This window comes from Stenotrophomonas sp. YJH_SMC_69 (assembly GCF_059370495.1).
On record NZ_JCAFTS010000003.1, the window covers coordinates 57541 to 79510 of the forward strand.

Genomic DNA, 21970 nt, shown 5'->3' on the forward strand with positions numbered 1-21970 from the left:
GGCGGCAGCGCCGCCGCGGTCGGAGCTGGGTCAGCTGGCTTTCTTCAGCGCCCAGGTAGTGCCGAGGACTTCGATCTTGCCACCGGCCTTGCGGAACGCTGCCAGGTCCGAAGCGATCGAATCGCTGCTGACCACGGTGCTGGCGGCCGCGCCCTTGCGTTCGCTGCGGATGCTGTTGCTGGCCTTCGCGGGGGTCTTTGCCTTGCGGGGCATGGTTGCTCCTGTCAGGTGGAAGGGGAGGAAAGCGCCCAGGCATCGGCCTGGCGCAGGTAGTCCTGCCGCTCGCGGCGGCAGTCATCGCCGCCCATCGAGAACTGGCGGCAGATCGCCGGGCGCTGCGAATAGATCGTGCAGCGCAGGTGATAGGGATCGATCGCCGCGCACCAGCCTTCCTCGTTGCGCGCCATCACGGCACGGCCGTGGGTGTCGCGTGACAGGAACTGGCCGGGCACGTGGTCGCCGGGCTGCAGCAGCACGGGCAACCGGCAACAGACCGCGTCACAACGGCGGCAGTCGATGGGTGCAGGTGCTGCGTCAGGTTGTAAGGCCTCAGGGGCCTGGCGGGTGCCCAAAGCGGGTCTCAATGGCGGCTCAGGTGCTGCGCGGACCATGAACGAGCCAGGAAGGCATGGCCGCTAGGCCCGCTGGGCGGGCCAGGCTGCACCGTGGACACACACCGGCATGGCCGGTGGAAGGGGCAGCAGGGTTCTAGCCGACCAAGAGTAACTTAGACCGCGTAACGTTTTGTTAATCCTGGCTGGCTGCCGCCAGCGCAAGGCCCTGGACCACGCCCAGCGAGGGCTCGCCGTGGACCATGCGGGCGCCCGGGAAGGCGGCCGCCACCGCCTGGCGCAGGTAGCCGGCGCGAGACATGCCACCGGTCAGGAACACGGCATCCGGGTCGCCGCCGATGTCGCTGCGGACCTGGGCCAGCAGCTCGCGGATCTGCTCCAGGTAGCCATGGGCGGCGGCGGCCAGGCCGTCGGCGCTGCTGTCGGCATGCAGGTCGCGGGCGATGTAGTCCAGCGTGCTGCGGTGCTCGCTGGCAGCGCTGAGGGCGATCTTGGCGCGTTCCACGTCACGGTACAGGCGGGCGGTGTTGCCGGTGTCCTGCAGGGCCTGCAGGCGCTCGCCCCAGGGCGCGTCGACATGGTCGTACTTGTGCAGGCGGAATTCGCGCTGGCGGGTCATGTCCTGCACGGTGGCCGCTTCCACGTAGTGGTGGGCCGGCACGCGGGTGATGCCGCGGCCGAACAGCGGCATGTAGCTGGACAGGCTCAGCGCCAGATCGATGTCGGTACCGCCGCGGGCGATACCCCAGGCGCGGTGGATGCGCGGGGCGTCGTCGCCGCCGACTTCGGCATGGGCGATGTCGGTGGTGCCGCCGCCGATATCGACGATCACCGCCTGGTGCCGCTCGCGGCTTTCGGCGTGGTAATGCATGGCCGCCGCGGCTGGCTCCTCGAGGAAATCAACCTGGTCGAAGCCGGCCTGGGTGGCCGCTTCACGCAGGATGTCCAGCGCCTGGTCGTTGCCGGCTGCGCCGATCGAACTGCGGAACTGCACCGGGCGCCCGAGCAGGGCGGCGCGCAGCGGCCGGCCGAGCTGGGCACTGGCGGTCAGGCGGATGTGTTCGAGGATGTGCGCGGCGATGCCGGTGATGGTCTGCTTCGCGCGCGGGTGCAGGTTGTAGCCGAGCATCGACTTCGGGCTCTGCACCAGGTTGCCTTCGTGTTCCTCGAAATAGGCTTCCAGCGCTTCGTCGCCGTAGACCGCGTTCTGCAGCAGGTCGTTGGCGCTGCGTTCCTTGCCGGCGCGGGCTTCCATCCATTCCCGGCGCAGCGCGCGCAGGGCTTCGCGGCGCAGCGCCTGCGGCGTGCGTTCCTGGCCGGCGGCGCGCGCCGCGCGCGCGGCGCTGTCGATCATCTGCTGCAGCTGGTGTTCCTGGCCGTCGTCGAGCTGGAAGTCGTCCGGGTCGGGCACCACGCCGGGGAAGTACACACTGGTGCGGAACTGCTCGGCGTCGCCGAAGCGGATCGGCAGCAGTGTTCCCTCATGCACGATGGCGGCGGCGGAGTTGCTGGTACCGAAGTCGATGCCGAGGCGCATGGGGAGTTCCGGGGGCGATCAGGGGCCGCGCACTCTGCTGCAGTTCGCCGCCGACTGCAAGTTCCTGCGGCCTCCCATTCCGTATCGGGAGGCCGGATCGGGTCAAGCCGGGAGCCGGGCGCCGCCCGGAAAAGGGCAGGCGAGCCGGGCGGTTACAATGGCGGCTGTTGATTCACTTTGAGCTACTTGCTGATGTCTTCTGCCCCCGCCTGCCCGCAGTGCACCCTGGAAAACACCTATGCCGATGGCGCGCTGTGGATCTGCGCCGACTGCGGCTTCGAATGGACCGCCGAGGAAAGTGCCGGTTCGACCCTGGTCGTGCGTGACAGCAACGGCAATACCCTGCAGGCCGGTGACACCGTCACCGTGATCAAGGACCTGAAGGTGAAGGGTTCCTCGATCCCGCTCAAGCAGGGCACCGTGATCCGCAACATCCGCCTGGTCGAGGACGATGCCGAGCACATCGAAGGCAACTCGGACAAGATCAAGGGCCTGGTCCTGAAGACCTGCTTCCTCAAGAAGGCCTGACCGGCCTTCAGCGCCTGGCCTGCTGCTGTGCGCGCCAGCGGGCCAGGCTGTCCAGCTTGGCCTGGTAGCGCGCCTGCTGCGGGGCACCGCCCAGCGCCTGCGCGCGCAGCAGTTCACGATCGGCGCGCCTGAGCTGGCCGGCCAGGAAATAGGCCCGCGCCAGCCCGAAGTGGAACTGGTGTGCGGTGTCGTACAGGCGCACGGCCTGCCGGTAATAGCGGATCGCCTGATCCAGTCGGCCGGCGCGTTCGGCCTCGGCGCCGAGCATGTACTGCGCGAACGGATCCTCGCGCTGCACCGACTGCAGGCGCTGCTCCAGCGCCTGCGCCTGCATGACCATGCCCAGCTTCCGGTACAGCGCGCTGGCGTTGGTCAGTGCAGCGTCCTGGCGGCCGTCCAGTCGCAGCGCCGTTTCCAATGCCCGGCGCGCGGCGGCGGTATCGCCCGTACGGTTTTCCAGCACGCCCAGGTTGTTCCAGGTGGCGGCGAAGCTGTTGTCCTGTGCCAGCGCGGCATTGAAGAAGGTGCGTGCACCCACCAGATCGCCGCTGGCCATGCGTTCGGCGCCGCGGTTGTTGTAGAAGTGTGCCAATGCCCGTGCCTGGCTGATCGGCAGCGGCCCGCGGCGGTCGTACAGCACGTTGCGATCCAGATCGACGGTGGCGAAGCGGCCGGCGAAGCCGACCCCGGCATTGACGTGGCCGACGCTGTAGACCAGGCCCTGGGCCTGGTCCTGGTACCACGACACGACCTGGCCGACTTCCTGCACGCGTGCCTGGATGCCGGCTTCGCGTGCCAGCGCGACGAACATCAGGGTAAAGGCCAGGCAGTTGGCGCGCCGCTGCTGCCAGATCTCGCTGACGGTGAAGGTCGCATCGGCGTCGTACTGCAGGTCCAGGCCGTGGCGGTCGAAGATCATCTCCACCAGCGCCTGCAGGCGCTGCTCGCGGGAGTAACTGTGATTGATCACCTGCGTGCGCAGCATGTCGCGCATCGCCGGTGGAATCGCGAACACCTGCTGCGGCGTCGGTATCGCCGGAGTGGCGGTGCTGGCAACGGCCAGCGGCGCGGCCGTTCCCGGATGATCCTGTGCGATCGCGGACGGTGCTGCCAATGCGGCCAGTGCGAGCAGAACGAATCGGGCGGCAGGACGGTACATGACGGCTCCCGGCAGCGGCGGGCGCTCCCGCCTGAGGCGAGTGTAGACCTGTGCGCGCACCGCTGCAGTGACCGTTGGTCGGTCCGCACGTTCATCCACAACCGGTGTGGACCAGCGCTCGGGAAAGCTGTGGACAACCGCGTTGCGGCCTAGTGCGAAGGGCGTTGTGAGGACGTGGTGAAAAAAGCGACAGCTTGCCCGTCAACCGCGCAGGCGGGATGATCCGGGCATGGACTTTTCCCCGCTGACGCTCGCTCCGGCGCAGTGGCAGGCGCTGCAGGACAGCTATGCAACGCCACCACGCGCCTACCATCACTTCGGCCACGTGCGCGCGGTGCTGCAGCACTGCCAGGAGGTTGCCGACGGCCCCGGCTGGCAGCAGCCGGCCGAGGTCTACCTGGCCGTGCTCTACCACGATGCGATCTACGTGGCGGGGCGAAAGGACAACGAAGCACGTTCGGCGCAGATGGCCCTGCAGGCGATCACGCAGGCGCCGGAACTCGCCGCTGTCGATGCCGCCCGGGTCGAGCAGCTGATCCTGCTGACCGCCCGCCATGGCGCGCTCGGCCCGGACGATGTCGATGCCGAGGCCGCGCTGTTCCTGGACTGCGACATGGCGATCCTGGCCGCGCCGGAACCGGTGTTCACCGCCTATGACCGGGGCGTGGCCGAAGAGTACAAGGGCGTGGTGCCGGGCTTCCTGTATCGCGCTGGCCGCCGCCGTTTCCTGCAGGGCCTGCTGCGCGCACCGCGCATCTTCCTCAGCGAGTTCTTCCACCAGCGCCTCGACGCGGCCGCGCGCGACAACCTGCGGCGGCAGCTGGGTCGCTGAGCCAGCCCGCTACACTGGGGCCCGTTTCCACCGATTGCCGCTTCCAACCGTGTCCGTCCCTGATCCCGATCCCCGTCCGCTGCCGCCGGAAGAGCCCGGTCCCAACGAATGCTGTGGCAGCGGTTGCCCGCTGTGCGTGCTGGACCTGTATGCCGACGAGCTGCAGCGCTATCGCAAGGCGTTGGCCGAATGGCAGGCGCGGCACCCGGAAGCCTCCGCATGAGCCGCGCGCGTCCGGCGGCGCTGCTGGCGCTGGCAGCCCTGGTTCTGTTCCTGGTTACCGCGCTGTGGACCCAGTTCGCACGCACCGACCTGGACTGGGTGCGGGCCACGCTCAGCCTCTACCTGCACGGGCCGTGGGGGCTGGCGTTGCGTGCGGCGTACTGCCTGCTGGCACTGGCGATCACCCTGCTCGGCATCGCCCTTTATCGCGGCAGCATCGGCCCGCGGCGCAGCGCGGCGGCGCCGCTGCTGTTCACGGTCTCGGCGCTGGGCCTGGCCACGGTCGCCATCGGTGACAGCTGGCTGCCCGAAGCAACCCCGCTGCTGGCACCGTTCATCCACGGGTTGGCGGCCAACACTGCGTTCCTGTGTGCCAGCGTCGGCATGCTGCTGCAGGCCTGGTACCTGCGCCGCGAACCGGGCTGGCAATCCGCCGCCGGCCTGCTCTGGGGCTGGGCCTGGCTGGCCTTCGTGCTGCTGTGGCTGCACGTGCTGTGGCGTGGCGGGCCGCCGCGCGGGCTGGGGCAGAAAGTGGTGATCGTGGTGATCGTGGGCTGGCTGCTGTATCTGGCGCTGGCGCTGTATCGGCGCAGTCGTCGCGCCGCAGCCTGCTGAAACCCCAACGGCCTGCACCGGTACGTGCCGTGCACGTGGAGGCAGCGTATCGTGTGCGCATTCCATCGGGGCTGCGATATGAAGCGTGCAGGGCTGGGCAGGGTAATGGGCGTGGTGCTGGCGCTGGCCGCACTGCCGGCAACCGCGGCAGCGACCGTGCAGCAGTTCAGCCACGGGCGGTTCGAACAGATTCCGGTGCATATGCCGGCCGGTACCCCGCAGCGGGTGGTGATCTGGTTCCACGAACCGACTCCCGGTGGCGATACCAGCCGTCTGCCGATCGAGGCCCTGCGTGCCGACGGTGCGATGGTCGCCGCCGTGGACATCGCGCACCTGCGCGGCGTGCTCAAGCGCGAAGGCAACCCGACCTGTTCGTTCGGTTCCGGCGATGTCGAGAATTTCTCGCGCTGGCTGCAGGCCTCGCTGCATCTGCCCGGGTACCACCTGCCGCTGGTCGGCGGCGATGGCGAAGGCGCTGAAATGGCCTATGCGCTGGCTGCGCAGGCCGATACGCAGGTGTTCGCCGGCCTGCTCACCACTGGTTTCTGCCCGGACCACAACCACGAGCGCATGGTCTGCGGCGATGGCGTGAAGCGCAACACGCTGCAACCCGCCGAACTGAACTTCCCGTGGTTGAGTGCAGCCGGTGATCACGGCTGCGAGGCGGGCGAGGCCAGCGGTTTCGTGCAGCAGGTGGCGATGGCGCGCGAGTTCAAGCGCACGGCGCGTGGTGATGCCTCACCGGGCCTGGTGGCTGCAGCGCGGGTGATGGGTGCGCAGGCAGGCGTCAGCCTGGCACCGCCGCCGGCCGCGCTGAAGGGCCTGCCGGTGGTGGAAGTACCGTCGACCGGCAACGGCGACACGCTGGCCGTGTTCGTCTCCGGTGATGGTGGCTGGGCCGGCCTGGACAAGGACGTGGCGTCGTCGCTCAACGAGCACGGCGTGGCTGTGGTCGGCATCGACTCGCTGCGCTACTTCTGGAGCGAGCGCACGCCGAAGGGCTTCGCTGCTGACCTGCAGAAGATCATCGATCACTACCGCCAGCAGTGGCACCGCGACAAGGTGATGCTGATCGGTTTCTCGCAGGGGGCCGACGTGCTGCCGGCGACCATCAACCAGCTCGATGCCGATACCCGTGCAGCGCTGGATCGCATCGTGCTGCTGTCGGTAGGCAAGAAGGCCGACTTCGAGTTCCACGTCAGCAACTGGCTGGGCGGCGGCGGCGACGGCCTGCCGATCGCGCCGGAAGTGGCCAGACTGCCGGCGGAGAAAACGCTGTGCGTGTACGGCGACAAGGATGAGGACGCCCTGTGCCCGGACCTGCCGGCCAATGACGGTGTGAAGAAGGTGAAGCTGCCGGGTGACCACCATTTCGGTGGTGACTATGATCGGCTGGCCGAGGTGATCCTCAAGGGCGGTATGTAGCGCTTGGTAGACGCCGACCTTGGTCGGCGCTGGGGCTGAGGGCGCCTTGGGGATGAGCGTGTCGACCAAGGTCGACACCTACCGGGCGGCAGGTGGCGCCGGGTATGCCTGGTGGTGCGGGGCGTCAGTTGCGCCGCGGGTCCAGCGAGATCAGGCGCGTGGCATCCAGCAGTGCGGCTGGCAGGTGCATGCCGCCCGGCGCAGCGAGATAGCGTGGCCGCCACTGCGGGTCGAACTTCGACTTGAAGCGGCGCAGGCCACTGAAGCCGTAGAAGCGTTCGCCATGCCGCGCCAGCAGGCCGGCCAGGCGGTTCCAGCGGCCGGCCAGGCGATGCTGTGCCAGCCCGGACAGTGGCGCCATGCCCAGCGAGAAGCGTGCATAGCCCTGCGCGCGCCCCCACAGGAACAGTTCGATGAAGAGGAAGTCCATCGTCCCCTTCGGCGCCTCGTTGACGTGGCGCATCAGGTCCACCGACAGCTCGGCACCGGCCGGTGCCTGCCACAGGTTGGCAAACGCCACGATCTGGCCTTCGGCCTCCACCAGTGCCACCGGGAACCGCACCAGGTAATCCGGGTCGTAGCTGCCCAGCGAAAAGCCCTTTTCGTCGCCGGCCTTGTCTTCCAGCCACGCGTTGGAAATCGCGTGCAGGCGCGGCAGCAGGCTGGGAATTTCCTCCACCGGTGCCACACGGAAGGACAGGCCGCCGCGCTTGCCCCGGTTCCAGGCCTGGCGCAGGTCCGCACGTTCGCGGCCTTCCAGGCCGAAATCGTGCAGCGGCACCATCGCTTCTTCGCCCAGCTTGACCAGGCCCAGGCCCAGGTCGAGGTAGGTCTGCCAGTAGGACTCGCCGACCTGGTAGAACACCGGGCGCAGGCCGAGCCGGTCGGCTTCCTCGCGGAAGCGCCAGATCAATGCGCGGGCGACCTCCGGCGGGCCGACCGGATCGCCCATCGCGATCAGCGAACCGCCGTAGCGCTGCATCATCACGAAGCCCTGTTTCGCCTCGTCGCGCAGCACCGCCTTGTCGGCGGTCAGCACCAGGCAGGCCTGGGTATCGGTGGCACCGGCCAGTACCGGCGCCAGTGATTGCAGCGTGGCCTCGTCGGCGGCTGGCAGCGGGCTGCGCGTGCTGTGCAGCAGCCGCGCCAGGCCGAACATCACCAGCGCGATCGCCACGACCAGCAACGCGCGCAGCGCGCGTGGTGCGTTGCCGGATATCGCAAACTGCCACCACAGCTCGTTCTGGTACTCGACATGGCTGTAGGTGAAGAACAGCAGCCAGGTGACCGCGACCAGCACCAGGCCGAGGTTGCGCAGCCACGGCCATGACCAGGCTTCGTCCAGCAGCGCGCCCTGGCGGTAGAACTCGCGACGTGCGGCCCACAGTGCCATCGCCACCAGCACTGCCGAGACGGCGATCAACAGTTGGCCACCCCGCAGCCACAGCGGCAGTGGGGTGATCACGCACACTGCCATCGCCAGCACCCACGCGGCGTGGCTGCGCCGGGCCAGGCCCTGGCCGATCAGCAGCAGTGCGACGCCGCTGAGGCTGCCGATCAGGTGCGAGGTCTCCAGGATCGGCAGCGAGGCATTGACCAGGTGACGGCGTGGCGTCGGCAGCGTGCCGTCGATGACCAGTGCGGCGCCGATGCTGAACACCGCCAGCGCGATGATCTGCGGCAGCCACGGGCGCAGCGCGTTCCAGCCCGCACGGGTTGCCCCGGCGCTGGCCTGCAGTGGCTGACGCAGGGCGGGCGCAAGGGCGAGCAGGGTGGCCAGCACCAGCGGCAGCACGTAGTAGGTGACGCGGTAGATCAGCGCCGCTGCCAGCACCGCCGCCGGTGCCACCTGCGGCAACAGCTTCAGCAGGCTCCACTCGAACACGCCAAGGCCGGCGGGCACGGTCGAGACCAGGCCGGCCAGCACGGCCACCAGGTACAGGCCGACGAAGCCGGGCAGTCCGGTCGGCGTGGAGTCCGGCAGCAGCACGTAGAACGCGGCACTGGCCAGCACCAGTTCGATCACGCTCAGCACGGTGACGCCGATCATGGTGCGGCGGTCGGGCAGCCACAACGCATGGCCGAACACGCTGAACTGCCGTCCATCGCGGCCGACCAGCAGCACGGTGCCGAGATATGCGAGCAGGGCGACGATGCCGACGATGCGCACGGCATCGGGATTCAATGGCAATGCCAACGCTGCCGCTGCAGGTTCCATGCACAGTGCCACGCTGATCAGCAGCCATGCCCCGAACACGAAGCCGAGCGTGCTCATCAGCACCACCTGGCCGATCTGCGCCAGGTCCAGGCCGGCGCTGCGGTAGCCACGCAGGCGTACCGCGCCGCCGGTCAACGCGGCAAAGCCCACGGTCTGGCCCAGCGTGTGCGCAAGGAACGCGGTGATGCCGACTCGCGCAGGGTGCACGCGGATGCCGCTGCGACGCAGGCCAATGGCATCGAAGCCGATCAGGCAGGCGTAACTGGCCAGGCCGAGTACCACGGTGAGCGCGATCTGCATGCCACTGAGCTGGCGGAACGCCTGGCGGATGGCCCGGTAGCCGTGCTCGTCGAACTCGTTGGCCAGGCCGTGCAGGGCCAGGGCGAGGATCAGCAGCGGAATGACGATGGTGGCAACCCGCTTCCAGGCTGGCGTGGAAGGGGCAGTGGTGGAATCGACGGGGACGGTCATCGGCGCAAGGGTGCGGCAGGAGGGGCGAGGGCGGTGTCAACGCGGGCGTGGCGCATCGTGCGCCTGTCATCGTCATTTGACCAGTGGGACCGTCGGAGCCCGGTAGTGACGTGTCGCGGAAGGTGCCCGTGCACCCACCGTCGACCGGATTGGAGGACAATGCAGGCCTGATCACCCGCAGGAGCCACGCCCATGATGGAGCGTTACGACGTCGGACCGCGCATGTCCGAAATGACCGTGTACAACAAGGTCGCCTACCTCTCCGGCCAGATTCCGGAAGACACGAGCCAGGACATCACCGGGCAGACCCGGCAGGTGCTGGCGGAGATCGACAAGCTGCTGGCACTGGTCGCCAGTGATCGCCAGCACGTGCTGCGCGCGGAAGTGTTCCTGGCCGATATCGCCGACTTCGACGGCATGAACAAGGCGTGGGACGAGTGGGTGGTCGAGGGCGCGACCCCGGCCCGCGCAACCTTCGAAGCCAAGCTGGCCCACGCCGAGTGGAAGGTCGAGATCGTGGTGACGGCGGCCGTGCCATAACTGCGGGATGGGGTCGGATCCCTTTCCCGCGGAAAGGGATCCGACCCCTGTTACAGGGGCAGCAACTCGATGCAGTCCACCGGGCACGGCGGAATGCACAGTTCGCAACCGGTGCACAGATCGGCGATGACCGTGTGCATGTACTTGGCGCCGCCGACGATGGCGTCCACCGGGCAGGCCTGGATGCACTTGGTGCAGCCGATGCAGTCGGCTTCCACGATCAGCGCCACCTGCGGCACCTTGTGTTCGCCACGCGAACGATCAAACGGAATGGCAGGCACGCCCAGTACCTGCGCCAGCGCGCGCGCGCCGGCATCGCCGCCCGGCGGGCAGCGGTCCACGCCCACCTCGCCGCGCGCCATCGCCTGCGCATACGGGCGGCAGCCGTCGTAGCCGCACTGCCCGCATTGGGTCTGCGGCAGCAGGCGGTCGAGGCGTTCGGTCAGGGGCGGGATCAGGCTCATGCGTGGCGAAGGCTGCGCGTCGGGGTTACTTCAGGGGTTTGCCACGGAACCAGCGCTCGTGGGCCAGCGCCAGCATCGGCTTGTCTTCGGAACTGTCACCGTAGGCATGGATGCGCACGTAGCGGGACAGATCGAACTGGCGACGGATGTGCTCGACCTTGCGCGGGCCGCAGTCGCCACCGGCATAGCGACCGGTCAGGCGGCCGTCCTGGCTTTCCAGCCGGTTGCAGATCAGCTGAAGGCCCAGCTGCTCGCACCATGGCCGCAGGTACAGGTCGAGCGAGCCGGACACGATCACCACGGTATGCTGCTGTTCCCTGTGCCAGCGGATCTGCTCCAGCATTTCCGGGCGCACCACCTCGGGCAGGAACTCACGCGAGAAGCCTGCGGCCAGCGTGGCGATGTCATCGCTGTAGCGGTTGCGGAAGGTCAGGCGGGTGACGCGTGCACGGATGCGTTCGGCCGAGATCAGTTTCAGCTTGTATGCGGCCAGCCACGGGCCGACCTTCCACCACGCCTGCGCCAGCTGTTCGGCGGTGGCCACGCGGCGCAGGAAACGGCCATAGGTATCGCAGGTGGTCACGGTGTGGTCGAAGTCGAACAGCGCCAGTTCCATTCCATTGCTTCCCATCGCGTTGCCTCCGCTGGCCGATGCTGCCGGCAGGCGCGGCGGTGGCCGCGCCCGCTGCAGGCATCAGCGGACCGGCATGCCCGGCTGCGCGCCGCTGTCGGCGTCCAGCAGCGCCAGCGCGCCGCCGTCGAAACCGGCCGACAGGATCATGCCTTCGCTCAGGCCGAAGCGCATCTTGCGCGGGGCCAGGTTGGCGATGAACACCACGCTGCGACCGACCAGGGCTTCCGGCTCGCCGTAGCTGCCACGGATGCCGGAGAAGATCTGGCGCTTGCCCAGTTCGCCGGCATCCAGTTCGAAGCGCAGCAGCTTGTCCGAACCTTCCACGAACTCGCACACCAGCACCTTGCCGATGCGCAGGTCGAGCTTGGCGAAATCGTCGATGCCGATATAGGCCGGAGCATCGGCGCTCTTCACGCCGTCCTTGGCCGGGGCCGGTGTGGCCGGCTTGGCGGCGTCGGTCCTGGCGGCGGGGGCGGCAGCGGCGGCCGGCTGCAGGGTGTCCTTGGAGGCGTCGATCATGGCGTCAATCTTCTTCGGGTCGATACGGGTGAACAGCGGGGTGTAGTCGGTGATGCGGTGGCCCAGCAGCGGCTGTGCCAGTTCGGTCCAGTCATTGACCGGCGCGGCCAGGAAGGCCTCGGCCTGCGCGGCGGTGGCCGGCAGCACCGGCTTCAGTGCGGTGACCAGCACGCGGAACAGGTTCAGGCCCTGGCTGCACACGGCCTGCAGCTGCGCGTCGGCGCCTTCCTGCTTGGCGATGACCCACGGCTTGACGTCGTCGATGTAGCGGTTGGCTTCGTCGGCCAGGGTCATGGTCAGGCGGATCGCCGCAGCCGGGTCGTTGCGCTCGTAGGCTTCACGGATCGGCGCCAGGCCATCGACGAAGCGCTGGTACTGCGCCGCGTCGGGCAGCTGCGCGGCCAGCTGGCCGTCGAAGCGCTTGCTGATGAAGCCGGCGCAGCGGCTGGCCAGGTTGACGAACTTGCCGACCAGGTCGGCGTTGACGCGGGCGATGAAATCACCCAGGTTCAGGTCAAGATCGTCGACGCCACCACCGGACTTGGCGGCGTAGTAATAGCGCAGCGCTTCCGGCTCCAGGCCGGCATCGAGGAAGGTACGTGCCATCACGAAGGTGCCGCGCGACTTGCTCATCTTGGCGCCGTCCACGGTCAGGTAGCCATTGACGTGCAGGCGGGTCGGCGCGCGCTGGCCGGTACCGTGCAGCACCGCCGGCCAGAACAGGCCGTGGAAGTTGACGATGTCCTTGCCGATGAAGTGGTGCAGTTCGGTGGCGGTGCCGGCGCGCAGGTGCGCTTCGAAGTCTTCGCCGAGCTTGCCGCACAGGGTCTGGAAGCTGGACAGGTAGCCGATCGGCGCATCCAGCCAGACATAGAAGTACTTGCCCGGCTGGCCGGGAATCTGGAAACCGAAGTACGGCGCATCGCGCGAGATGTCCCACGCGCGCAGGCCACCTTCGGCGTTGAGCCACTCACCCAGCTTGGCCTTCACGCCCGGCAGGGCGACATCGCCGGCCAGCCATTCGCGCAGGAATGCATCGAAGTGGCCCACCTCGAAGAAGAAGTGCTCCGAATCGCGCATTTCCGGCGTGGCGCCGGAGATGACCGAACGCGGCTCCTTCAGGTCGGTCGGTGCATAGGTCGCGCCGCAGACTTCGCAGTTGTCGCCGTACTGGTCGGGGCTGCCGCAGTTCGGGCAGATGCCCTTGACGTAGCGGTCGGGCAGGAACATGCCCTTGGCCGGGTCGTAGAACTGGGCGACCGAACGGCGGCTGATGTGGCCGGCCGCTTCCAGCTTCAGGTAGAACTGCTCGGTCAGTGCCTTGTTGGCCGCCGAGTTGGTCGAGTCGTAGTGGTCGAAGGCCACGCCGAAGGCGGCGAAGTCACGTTCGTGGCTGGCCTGGATGTTGGCGATGAAGGTTTCCGGGGTGACCCCGGCCTTTTCCGCGGCCAGCATGATCGGCGTGCCGTGGGTGTCGTCGGCGCAGACGAACCAGGCCTTGCCGCCGCTCATTCGCCGCGCACGCACCCAGATGTCGGCCTGGATGTAGCCGACCAGGTGGCCCAGGTGCAGCGGGCCGTTGGCGTAGGGCAGGGCGGTGGTGACGAGCGCGGTACGGGTCATGGTCGCGGGGTGAAGCCGAGGGGAACCGCAGAGTATCGCATGCCCGCAACGACGTGACCCGGCCGGGGCCGGGTCACGGGGATGAAGCGGGGGCCGGGGCGCTTATTCGCGCTGCCAGGTCTGCGCGCGGCAGATGAAGGCGATGCAGCCGGACACGTCCAGCCTGGTGCCACCCGGCTGCAGCTCCATCTTCGACTTGTAGGTCTTGCCGTTGGCCGGGTCGAGGATGGTGCCGCCGGACCACTTGTTGGCGCCATCGGCCTTCAGGTTCCAGAGGATGGTCATGCCCTTCACCGGCTTGTTCCTGTTGGCGCCTTCACATCCATCGCAGACCGGGTTCGGGCCCTTGTCCGAGTGCAGGATGTCGACCACCTTGCCGGTCAGGGTGCCGTTGGCGGCCTGGGTGATCTCGACGATCGACTTCACCTTGCCGGTCTTGTCGTCGATGGTCTTCCAGCGGCCGGCGGCGCCGTCGGCGGCCTGGGCCGACAGGGCGGCCAGGCACAGCGGCAGTGCCAGCAGCAGGGTCTTGAAGGTGTTGCGCATGGTCCCCTCCCAGGGTTCATTCCGGCACGGTGCCGGCATGGGTCGACTGTATACCCATTCGGCGGGGTATGGGGAAGGGGGGGCTTTGCAGGGCTGCGCCCTGCACCTGCAGAGGCAGCCGCAACAGCCGGAGCAACAGCAAAAGCGGACTTGCTGAGGGATGGCGGGGCACTGTGGGTTTGCGGGGCCGCCGTAAACCCGTCCCTGGGGGCTTGGTCGCCGCATCCATGCGGCTCACACCCCGCAAACCCACAATGCCCCGCCTTCGACAGTTTCCGGCGATCTGCCGGTGCTGGTGCGGTTGGTGGGTGTCGACCTTGGTCGACACAGATCCATGCCATGCGTGGATGACGTTTCCGGTGGCGGCGATGGGGTCAGATCCCTTTTCCGTCGGAAAAGGGATCTGACCCCCGGGGACGTCAACCGGCTTCGTACAGCTCCAGCGGCAGGTCGTCGGGGTCGGCGAAGAAGGTGAAGCGGCGGCCGGTGTACTCGTCCACGCGGATCGGTTCGCACACTACGCCGTGCGCTGACAGGCGCTGGATGAAGGGTTCCAGCGTGGCCACGCGGAACGCGAGGTGGCGCAGGCCCTGGGCTTCCGGGCGGCTGGGACGGGGCGGCGGCGAGGGGAAGGAGAACAGTTCCAGCTGGCCGCCGTCGGGCAGGGCCAGGTCCAGCTTCCAGGAATCGCGCGCGGCGCGGTGGTTCTCGGCCAGCACGCGCAGGCCGAGGATGCGCACGTAGAAGTCTTTTGAACGTGCGTAGTCGCTGCAGATCAGTGCGGCGTGGTGGATGCCCAGCAGGGCACCGGAATCGGCGGTCATTGCAGGGTGTCCAGCCAGCGCTGGGCGATCTTCAGCGCCAGCGGATAGGGTTCGGGGTCGTTGCGGTTGGTCAGAACGATCACGGTCAGGTGTTTTTCCGGGTGGCGCACGATCACGTTGCGGAAGCCGATGCTCTCGCCGCTGTGCCATTGGACGGGGCCATTCAGCCGCCAGCCGAACCCGTAGTGCGGTACATCCGGTTCGGGCGTCGATGTGGCGGGGCTGAACATCGCGCGGCGCGAGGCCTTCGACAGCAGGCGGTCGTCGTACAGCGCCGCATCCCAGCGGGCCAGGTCGTCCAGCGAGGAATAGATGCCACCATCGCCGAGCACGGCGCTGGTGGTGCTCTGGTCGGTGCGCTGCCAACGGCCATCGATCCAGCTGTAGCCATAGGCGCGTGCGGCGATGGTATCGATGCCGTCCTGATGGGCCACGGTGTGGGCCATGCCCAGCGGGCGGAAGATGCGCTGTTGCAGGAAGGCTGCGAAATCCTGGCCGGAGGCGCGGCCGACGATCAGTGCCAGCAGCGCATAGCCGCTGTTGCTGTAGTGGTACTGCGTGCCGGGCGCGAAGTTCAGCCGGTCCTGGCGCGACAGCAGGGTCAGCACATCGGCGTCATGCACCTGCCGAGCATCAGCCGGGTCCATCAGGTCTTCGTAGTCGGGCAGGCCACCGGTATGCGAGAGCAGCTGGCGGATGGTGATGGCGGCCGCAGCCGGGGGCAGTTCGGGCAGCCATTGCCGGGCAGGTTGGTCCAGCCCGAGCCGGCCATCTTCCACCAGCAGCAACACCGCCGCAGCGGTGAACTGCTTGCTGACCGAGGCCAGCCGGAAGTTGCTGGCCGCGGTGACCGCCGTGCCGTCCTCCACCACCGCCAGGCCATAGCCGCGCCGGAATACCGGTTTGCCGTCATGCAGCACCAGTACGGCGGCGCCGGGCACCTGGCCGTCGTAGGCCTGCATCAGGCCGTCGATGCCCGCATCCGGTGGGGCCAGCACCGGTGCGGCAACGGTGGCCAGCGGCAGCAGGCCCAGCACGGCGGCGAACAGGGCGACGGCAGGACGCATGGCGGCTCCGGAAGGCTCAGGGTGACGGGGCGGGCGTGGCGCTGGCCGGCTGGGCCATCCAGCGTTCCATCTTGCGGTCCAGCACGTCCAGCGGCATCGAGCCGTCCTTCAGCAGTTCGGCGTGGAAGCGGCGCAGGTCGAAGGCGGCGCCCTGGCGCGCCCTGGCCTTGTCGCGCAGGGCGACAATGGTGGTCAGGCCGGCCACGTTCGACAGTGCCTGGCCAGGCTGGGCCATGACCCGCTCGACTTCGGCGTTGGCATCGTCGCTGCTCATGTCCACGGTCTTCTGCAGGTAGGTGACAGCCTGCTGCTTGCTCCAGCCCTGGGCATTCACGCCGGTATCGGCCACCACGCGGGCGGCGCGCAGCAGGCGCGAGTACAGGTAGCCGATGCGGTCGTAGGGATCGGTGTAGATGCCCAGGTCCTCGCCCAGCGTTTCGGCGTACAGGCCCCAGCCTTCGACGAAGGCGAGATCGCCACCGAGGCGGCGGAAGCGCGGCAGCTTGGCCAGCTCCTGCTGCAGGCCCAGCTGCACGTGGTGGCCGGGGATCGCTTCATGCAGGTACTGCACCGGCACGTTCCAGCGCTTGCGGCTGGGCAGGTCGCGGGTGTTCACGTACAGCACCGCGGATTGCCCGGGCAGTGCCGGCTGGTAGGCAGCGGCAGCGGCGGTGAGCGCACGCTCCGGTTCCACCGCGCGTACGTCCAGCGGCGCCTTCGGCAAGGTATCCAGCACCTGCGGCAGGCGTGCGTTGACCTGCTGCTGCACCTGGCGGTAACGGTTGATCAGCGCATTGGCATCGCCGTACTGGAACTGGCGGTCGTTGCGCATGCTGCGCAGCAGCTTGGTGGGGGTGCCGCGCAGCTTGGCATCCTTCATCACCGTGGCGATCTGCGCCTGCAGTTCCTGCACGCGTTGTTCGCCCAGCGCGTGCAGCTGCGCGGCGGTCTGGTCGCTGGCGGTGGTCTGCACGATCAGGCTGGCGTACCAGGCCTGGCCATCGGGCAGTGCGCCCAGGCCGCTGCTGGCGCGCGTGGCCGGCAGGTATTCGGTGGCGATGAAGCCGCGCAGGGCGCGATAGGCCGGCATGATGCGCAGTTCGATCATGCGCTTGTACTCGGCGCTGATGCGCGCCTTGTCCTCGGCCGGGATGGTGTTGGGCATGGTGCGGATCGGCGACCAGAAGATGCTCTCTTCGGCGGTCGGCTTGATCACCGCATCCAGTTGCGGCAGCACTTTTTCCATCAGGTCGCGCGGCTGTACCACGCCGGCCTTCATGCCTTGGCGCATGTTGTCGATGGCCTGGTCGAACAGTTCGGGAATGCCCAGCGAACGGCGCGACCAGGTGTCGTAGTCCTGCACGGTGTTGAATGGCTGCGCGCCGGCACCGGCACCGAGGATCGCCATGATGCTGCCGATGTTGTAGTACTGGCTGATCGGCATCATCCAGCCCGGGTAGCGCTCGGCGGCCAGCGAGGCGCGTGCGTCGCGCACGAAGATCTCGTAGCTGAGCAGGTCCTGGCCCTGCAGGCCATCACTGCCGAGCTTCTCGACCTTGCCCAGCCATTGCGTAGTGAAGTCGTGCGACTGCTGGCGCCAGGCGGCGGACAGGATGTTGGGCAGCTGGTCGTTGTAACGGGATTCGCCCTGGAAGGTGGCCTGCAGCGGGTTCAACCGCATCGAGGCATCCCAGTACTCGTCGTACAGGCGCTCCAGCTGTACCTGCTTGGGTACGGCACGTGCCGGCGCGACCGGACGCGGCGCGGCGCGGCGTGCCGAACTGCCACGCGCCGGCGCGGTGGCGCGGGCGGGCCTGGCCTTGGGCTTGGCAGCCTGGCGGGTCTGCGCGGCGGCAGGGCGGCTGGCCTTCTTTTTCGCTGCTTCGGCCGACGGCACGGCACTGAACAGGAACAACGCGGCGATGGCGGCGGCCAGGGCGCGGGTGGGATGCGGCATCAGGAGCTTCCGTGGAACACAGACCGTGGAGCTTGCACGATCCGGCCGCGTACGGCCAGCGTGAAGGCGCAGTCAGCTTGCCGCCGCTGGGGCTTCAGTCAGCCGCCGCCGCCGCGCGCAGCGCAGCGGCCCTGTCTGCGCCCAGATAGCGGGTGATCGCACGCCGCATCAGGTACAGCAGCGGAATCAGGGCAATTGCAAAGCCCATCTTGTAGATGTAGTTGACGCTGCTGACGGCCAGGAACAGCGAGGTCGGCCAGTGCTGCGGGCCGAGCACGAAGGCGATCCAGATCACCACGAAGCTGTCCACCACCTGCGAGATCGCGGTGGACCCGGTCGCACGCAGCCACACGTGGCGCTCGCCGGTGGCCTGGCGGATGCGATGGAACACCGCCACGTCGATCAGCTGGCCGAGCAGGAAGGCCACCAGTGAACCGGCGATGGTCCACATGCCCTGGCCGAACACCGCTGCGAATGCGGCCTGGTAGTCCGGCACGCCGTGCCCGTCCATGGAGGTGACCCACCAGCTGGCCGGCGCCAGCGAGATCGCCGCGAAGGCGAACAGGAAGCCATAGGCGATCAGGACCACGGCCAGCCACGAGATGAAGCGCACGCCGCGCTTGCCGAAGAACTCGTTGATGGTGTCGGTCATGATGAACACCACCGGCCATAGCAGGGTGCCGGCGGTGAAGCTGAGCGAACCAGTCTGGCCGAACAGGTTCCAGTTCAGCGGATCGATGCCGAGGGTGTCTTCCAGCGCGAAGATCTTCACTCCGATCAGTTCGGCCAGCACCGCATTGCCGCAGAAGAACGCAGCCAGCACGATGAACAGCAGGACCGCGCGGTCCTGCAACGGGCGCTCGATCGGCGCCGCGGTCATTCGCTGCGATCGCCGGCGCGCGTGAACGGAACGCTGGACGGCGCGACGGCGCCGCCGGAAATGATGAAGCTCATGGCCTGGTCGACGGTCCAGTCGGTCGGGGTCAGCAGTTCCACCGGCACGATTTCCAGGTAACCCGAAGTCGGGTTCGGCGTGGTGGGCACGTACACCGCGGCCAGTTCACGGTCGGTGCCGTGTTCCTTGATCACGCGGGTGACCAGCCCGACCGACTTCATGTCGCGGTGCGGAAAGTCGATCAGCACCACGCGCTGGGTGCTGCCCGGTTCGGTCTGCAGCATGTCCAGCAGCTTCTTGGCGCTGTCGTAGATGATGCTGGCCAGCGGAATGCGCTTGATGACCGCGCCGACCCAGCGCAGCAGGCGCTGGCCCAGCACGCGGCGGCTGGCCACGCCCACCGCCAGGATCACCAGCAGGGTGGCCAGGAGGGCGATGGTGTTCTGGATCCACTCGGCCCGGACCCAGCCGAGGTAGTGCGGAAAGCTTGTCGCGATCTGCTCGGAAAGTGGCACCACCAACGGGCTGGAAATGCCCGACAGCAGCACGAACACGAACTTGACCACGACCCAGGTCAGCCAGATCGGCAGCAGGGTCAGCAGGCCGGTCAGGAACAGGCCCTGCAGGGAGGGGCGGGGGACCAGGGCGGGGGCTTCGAGCGACATGTGCGCATTGTAGCGGTCACGGCCGCTCGATTACGCTGGGCAATCGACTGCGGCAACGGCACATGGAAGGGAAGCTGTGTTGAAGATTCTGCGCGGACTGGGTTGGACCCTGGCAGGCCTTCTGGTGCTGGCCATCGTGGTGTGGTGCGCCTCGCGCATGTGGCCGGTGCCGGAATCGCGGCGACAGGCCCAGCAGCGCCTGCAGGCCCGCCTGCCTGTCCACGGCCACAACGGTTTTGCGCTGCTGTGGACGCTCGCGTTCGACGATCTGGACGCGCGCCAGCGCGAACAGGCCCTGGCCCGCGACGTGCAGCGTTGGGAGGCCGATCCGCGCGGCAATGGCGGCGCCGGACCGCAGCTGGCGGAGGACCATGACGCGCTGCGATCACGACCGGCGGCCAGCTGCGGGCCGACCGCCAGTGACTGCCTGGGCCAGGTGCGCGCCGACCCGCAGCGCTTCGTCGATGCCCACGCTGGCCACCAGCAGCTGCATGCGCGCCTGGACCAGCTGGCCGATGCGGACCACTTCGTGTCGCCATTCCGGCCCAAGGGCGACGGCATCCTGGTGCCGATGCCGACCTATGGCCTGATGATCGATGCCACCAGCGCACGCGCGCTGGCCTATGTGCAGGGCGATATCGACGGTGCGCTGCGTGGCAGTTGCAGGGGGCTTCAGCTGGGCCGGCGGCTGGTGACGGGCGGCAGTTACCTGGTGGAGAGCATCATCGGTGCCAGCCTGGTGCAGGCCAATGCCCAACTGCTGGCCGACATGCTGGTCGAACTGCCGGCCGACCATCCGTTGCCAGCGGAATGCGATCAGGCAATGCAGCCGATGCTGGCCGCCGAACAGAGCCTGTGCCGTGCGATGCAGGGTGAGTACGCGATGAGCCGGGCTGCGATCGAAACTTCGGCGCAGGAATTCGGCGGGGTGCTGGTCCTGGATCGCAGCAGCACCCTGGCGCGCGCGGCGGGCAATCTGGGCTGGGCCTGCGGCGCGGCGGCGATGGCGGCGCTGGAAGCGGATCGCCCGCTGCCGGTGCCGGCACCGCCGCAGCATGACTTTGGCTGCCTGTCGAACATCCTGGGGTGCGTGCTGACCGATATTGCCCGCCCGGTCTATCCGGCCTATTCGTCACGGACCCAGGATGCCGCCGCGATGGTGCGGCTGATCGGCGCGCAGCGCTGGCTGCGGCAGCAGGCGCAGGATCCGGTGGATGCGCTGCAGCGCCTGCCTGCGCAGTTCCGCTCGCCGGTGCGGGCACCGCAGCTGTCGGCCGATGGCCGCCGTCTGCAGGTGCCGCGGCGTTCACCGTCGCGCAGCACCGACGAGAGCCCATGGCTGTCGGTGCCGCTGGTGATGGAGAACGCCCCGGCCGCTGCTGCGCGCGATTGAGCAGCGTCTCAGTCGCTGCCCGCCAGCGGATCGAATGCCCAGCCATCACCGATGGTCTGCAGCGTCCAGCGGCGGCGGCTGTGCAGGGGCTCCCAGTGCACGCTGTCCTTGTCGTCCTCGATGCTGCCTTCGCTCCGCTTTACCCTGCCGGTGGAGAAGTTCACGCTCACCGACTCGGTCTGCCCGGAATTGCGCATCACCGAATTCTGGTCGTAGCCGATCAGCGCAAAGGCATCGTCCTGCCAACGGAAGGTAAAGGCGGTCGTGCCCATTGACCAGCTGCCCGCGCTGGCGAATGAAAACAGTGCGACCTTCAGGGTGCCCCGCTGGATGCTGACGCCGCCGTCTTCGAGCGGGTCGCTCATCACCGGATTGTCCGGGCGTGGTATCAGCTGGTGGTCCTGCACCGCCAGCACATAGCCGGACGGGCGCGACCACGCCACGGCGAGAATGCGCGGGTTGCTGTCGTACGGCGAGGGACCCAAGCCATCGTGCTCGATGACGTTGCGTGGCGCCTGCTGACGCAGCACCAGCACCAGGTCCGCGCGGCCATCCTGGTCGAGATCGCCTTCGACGCTCGATTCAAGTGCCCAGCCCTGGGGGACGAAACCGGCGGCATTGGCCGCCTGGGCCGGCAGCGTCGGATACTGCACCGGTGGCAGGTCGAGGGCGTGGGTGGTGAAGGACAGCAGGGTCAGCAGTGTGGCAAGCGCATACGGGCGCATCGGAGCCTCCATGGCAGGGAGGCCGAGGATAGCGCGCGCGTGCTGGATCAGCGTGCGTGCGGCTTCAACCGCAGGTACACCTGCTTGCGTACCTGGGCGACCACTTCGCCGCTTTCGTCGACGACATCGTTGCTGAACCAGCGCAGCACCTTTTCGCCGCCGGCCGCTTCGGCACGCAGTTCGGCCAGCAGTGCATCATCGATGCGGAACGAAGTGCGCACCGTGCCCCGGCCAGGCTTGAGGAAATCGATCGCACCGGCCCGGTCCCACACGTAATAGTCACGGCCGAGGATGTGCAGCAGGCCCAGCATCCAGAATGGATCGGTCATCGCGAACAGGCTGCCGCCGAAATGCGTGCCCACGTAATTGCGGTTCCACGGCCGCAGTCGCAGTGCCACGTCGATCTGCCGGTAATCGGGCGTGATCCGGGTGACGTGGATGCCGGTGAACAGGAACGGCGGCCAGAGGTTGATGCCGAAGCGGAACAGGCGGGCGTTCATGCGGGTCCGGGGCGCGAGGCGAGGTGCCCAGTCTAACCA

At 68.2% G+C, this 21970-nt stretch carries 23 protein-coding genes; 7 read left to right on the forward strand and 16 right to left on the reverse strand.

Annotation, left to right across the window (positions count from 1 at the left end):
- Window positions 1–30 precede the first annotated feature (30 nt).
- From AC5P8F_RS05840 to AC5P8F_RS05850, 3 genes are all read right to left on the reverse strand, one after another.
- On the reverse strand, window positions 31–213 hold the full coding sequence (locus tag AC5P8F_RS05840) for a hypothetical protein (protein ID WP_005410566.1): 183 nt from the start codon (window positions 211–213) through the stop codon (window positions 31–33).
- An 11-nt stretch (window positions 214–224) separates the two neighbouring features.
- Window positions 225–518, reverse strand: a complete 294-nt coding sequence (locus tag AC5P8F_RS05845) for a YkgJ family cysteine cluster protein (RefSeq protein ID WP_053462562.1) — start codon at window positions 516–518, stop codon at window positions 225–227.
- A 229-nt stretch (window positions 519–747) separates the two neighbouring features.
- Window positions 748–2109 carry an Hsp70 family protein gene (locus AC5P8F_RS05850; RefSeq protein WP_032958655.1) on the reverse strand — a complete coding sequence of 454 codons (1362 nt, stop codon included), beginning with the start codon at window positions 2107–2109 and terminating at the stop codon, window positions 748–750.
- Window positions 2110–2301: 192 nt separating this feature from the next.
- Here AC5P8F_RS05850 and AC5P8F_RS05855 point away from each other — a divergent pair, with 192 nt between their 5' ends.
- Window positions 2302–2637, forward strand: coding sequence for a zinc ribbon domain-containing protein YjdM (locus AC5P8F_RS05855; protein ID WP_010482882.1), 336 nt, complete (start codon window positions 2302–2304; stop codon window positions 2635–2637).
- 7 nt (window positions 2638–2644) lie between these two features.
- On the opposite strand, the gene AC5P8F_RS05860 is transcribed toward AC5P8F_RS05855, so the two are convergent.
- Complete coding sequence (locus AC5P8F_RS05860; protein ID WP_262224520.1) at window positions 2645–3796, reverse strand: tetratricopeptide repeat protein; 1152 nt, start codon at window positions 3794–3796, stop codon at window positions 2645–2647.
- A 229-nt stretch (window positions 3797–4025) separates the two neighbouring features.
- Here AC5P8F_RS05860 and AC5P8F_RS05865 point away from each other — a divergent pair, with 229 nt between their 5' ends.
- From AC5P8F_RS05865 to AC5P8F_RS05880, 4 genes are all read left to right on the forward strand, one after another.
- The gene (locus AC5P8F_RS05865; RefSeq protein ID WP_014647966.1) at window positions 4026–4628 is read left to right on the forward strand and encodes an HD domain-containing protein; all 603 of its coding nucleotides are present in this window, start codon (window positions 4026–4028) and stop codon (window positions 4626–4628) included.
- A gap of 49 nt (window positions 4629–4677) precedes the next feature.
- Window positions 4678–4851, forward strand: a complete 174-nt coding sequence (locus AC5P8F_RS05870) for an oxidoreductase-like domain-containing protein (RefSeq protein WP_032958663.1) — start codon at window positions 4678–4680, stop codon at window positions 4849–4851.
- Window positions 4848–5465 (forward strand): DUF998 domain-containing protein, encoded by a 618-nt coding sequence (locus AC5P8F_RS05875; protein ID WP_014647965.1) that lies wholly within the window; start codon window positions 4848–4850, stop codon window positions 5463–5465. The genes AC5P8F_RS05870 and AC5P8F_RS05875 overlap by 4 nt, the downstream gene beginning before the upstream one ends.
- Window positions 5466–5543: 78 nt before the next feature.
- A complete protein-coding gene (locus AC5P8F_RS05880; RefSeq protein WP_495227724.1) occupies window positions 5544–6890 on the forward strand; it encodes a virulence factor family protein in 1347 nt (448 codons plus the stop codon).
- A 124-nt stretch (window positions 6891–7014) separates the two neighbouring features.
- Here AC5P8F_RS05880 and mprF read toward each other — a convergent pair whose 3' ends face one another.
- The gene (mprF, locus tag AC5P8F_RS05885; protein WP_014647963.1) at window positions 7015–9579 is read right to left on the reverse strand and encodes a bifunctional lysylphosphatidylglycerol flippase/synthetase MprF; all 2565 of its coding nucleotides are present in this window, start codon (window positions 9577–9579) and stop codon (window positions 7015–7017) included.
- Between the two features lie 192 nt (window positions 9580–9771).
- On the opposite strand from mprF, the gene AC5P8F_RS05890 reads away from it, so the two are divergent.
- The gene (locus tag AC5P8F_RS05890; protein ID WP_005418155.1) at window positions 9772–10119 is read left to right on the forward strand and encodes a RidA family protein; all 348 of its coding nucleotides are present in this window, start codon (window positions 9772–9774) and stop codon (window positions 10117–10119) included.
- Window positions 10120–10169: 50 nt separating this feature from the next.
- Here AC5P8F_RS05890 and rnfB read toward each other — a convergent pair whose 3' ends face one another.
- The 9 genes from rnfB to AC5P8F_RS05935 form a co-directional block, all read right to left on the reverse strand.
- The gene (rnfB, locus tag AC5P8F_RS05895; protein WP_014647962.1) at window positions 10170–10583 is read right to left on the reverse strand and encodes an Rnf electron transport complex subunit RnfB; all 414 of its coding nucleotides are present in this window, start codon (window positions 10581–10583) and stop codon (window positions 10170–10172) included.
- A 25-nt stretch (window positions 10584–10608) separates the two neighbouring features.
- Entirely contained in the window at window positions 10609–11199 is a 591-nt protein-coding gene (locus tag AC5P8F_RS05900) for an HAD family hydrolase (protein ID WP_495227849.1), read from the reverse strand.
- Between the two features lie 78 nt (window positions 11200–11277).
- On the reverse strand, window positions 11278–13359 hold the full coding sequence (metG, locus tag AC5P8F_RS05905) for a methionine--tRNA ligase (protein ID WP_495227727.1): 2082 nt from the start codon (window positions 13357–13359) through the stop codon (window positions 11278–11280).
- A 102-nt stretch (window positions 13360–13461) separates the two neighbouring features.
- A complete protein-coding gene (locus tag AC5P8F_RS05910) occupies window positions 13462–13905 on the reverse strand; it encodes a DUF2147 domain-containing protein (protein ID WP_012480941.1) in 444 nt (147 codons plus the stop codon).
- 419 nt (window positions 13906–14324) lie between these two features.
- Window positions 14325–14729: an SMU1112c/YaeR family gloxylase I-like metalloprotein gene (gene gloA2 / locus AC5P8F_RS05915; protein WP_014647959.1), complete on the reverse strand. Its 405-nt coding sequence runs from the start codon at window positions 14727–14729 to the stop codon at window positions 14325–14327.
- Entirely contained in the window at window positions 14726–15796 is a 1071-nt protein-coding gene (locus tag AC5P8F_RS05920) for a serine hydrolase domain-containing protein (protein ID WP_014647958.1), read from the reverse strand. Before AC5P8F_RS05920 ends, gloA2 begins: the two co-directional genes overlap by 4 nt.
- 16 nt (window positions 15797–15812) lie before the next feature.
- Window positions 15813–17753, reverse strand: a complete 1941-nt coding sequence (locus AC5P8F_RS05925; protein WP_014647957.1) for a DUF885 domain-containing protein — start codon at window positions 17751–17753, stop codon at window positions 15813–15815.
- A 94-nt stretch (window positions 17754–17847) separates the two neighbouring features.
- Complete coding sequence (locus tag AC5P8F_RS05930; RefSeq protein WP_014038042.1) at window positions 17848–18633, reverse strand: queuosine precursor transporter; 786 nt, start codon at window positions 18631–18633, stop codon at window positions 17848–17850.
- Window positions 18630–19313: a DUF502 domain-containing protein gene (locus AC5P8F_RS05935; RefSeq protein WP_495227729.1), complete on the reverse strand. Its 684-nt coding sequence runs from the start codon at window positions 19311–19313 to the stop codon at window positions 18630–18632. The genes AC5P8F_RS05930 and AC5P8F_RS05935 overlap by 4 nt, the downstream gene beginning before the upstream one ends.
- Window positions 19314–19389: 76 nt before the next feature.
- Between AC5P8F_RS05935 and AC5P8F_RS05940 the strand changes: the two genes are divergently transcribed.
- Window positions 19390–20706 (forward strand): hypothetical protein, encoded by a 1317-nt coding sequence (locus AC5P8F_RS05940; RefSeq protein WP_049419039.1) that lies wholly within the window; start codon window positions 19390–19392, stop codon window positions 20704–20706.
- Window positions 20707–20714: 8 nt separating this feature from the next.
- Here the strand turns inward: AC5P8F_RS05940 and AC5P8F_RS05945 are convergent, their stop codons facing one another.
- Both AC5P8F_RS05945 and AC5P8F_RS05950 read right to left on the reverse strand, forming a co-directional pair.
- The gene (locus AC5P8F_RS05945) at window positions 20715–21431 is read right to left on the reverse strand and encodes a hypothetical protein (RefSeq protein WP_111206954.1); all 717 of its coding nucleotides are present in this window, start codon (window positions 21429–21431) and stop codon (window positions 20715–20717) included.
- 47 nt (window positions 21432–21478) lie between these two features.
- Complete coding sequence (locus AC5P8F_RS05950; RefSeq protein ID WP_014647953.1) at window positions 21479–21931, reverse strand: DUF4442 domain-containing protein; 453 nt, start codon at window positions 21929–21931, stop codon at window positions 21479–21481.
- Window positions 21932–21970: the final 39 nt, after the last annotated feature.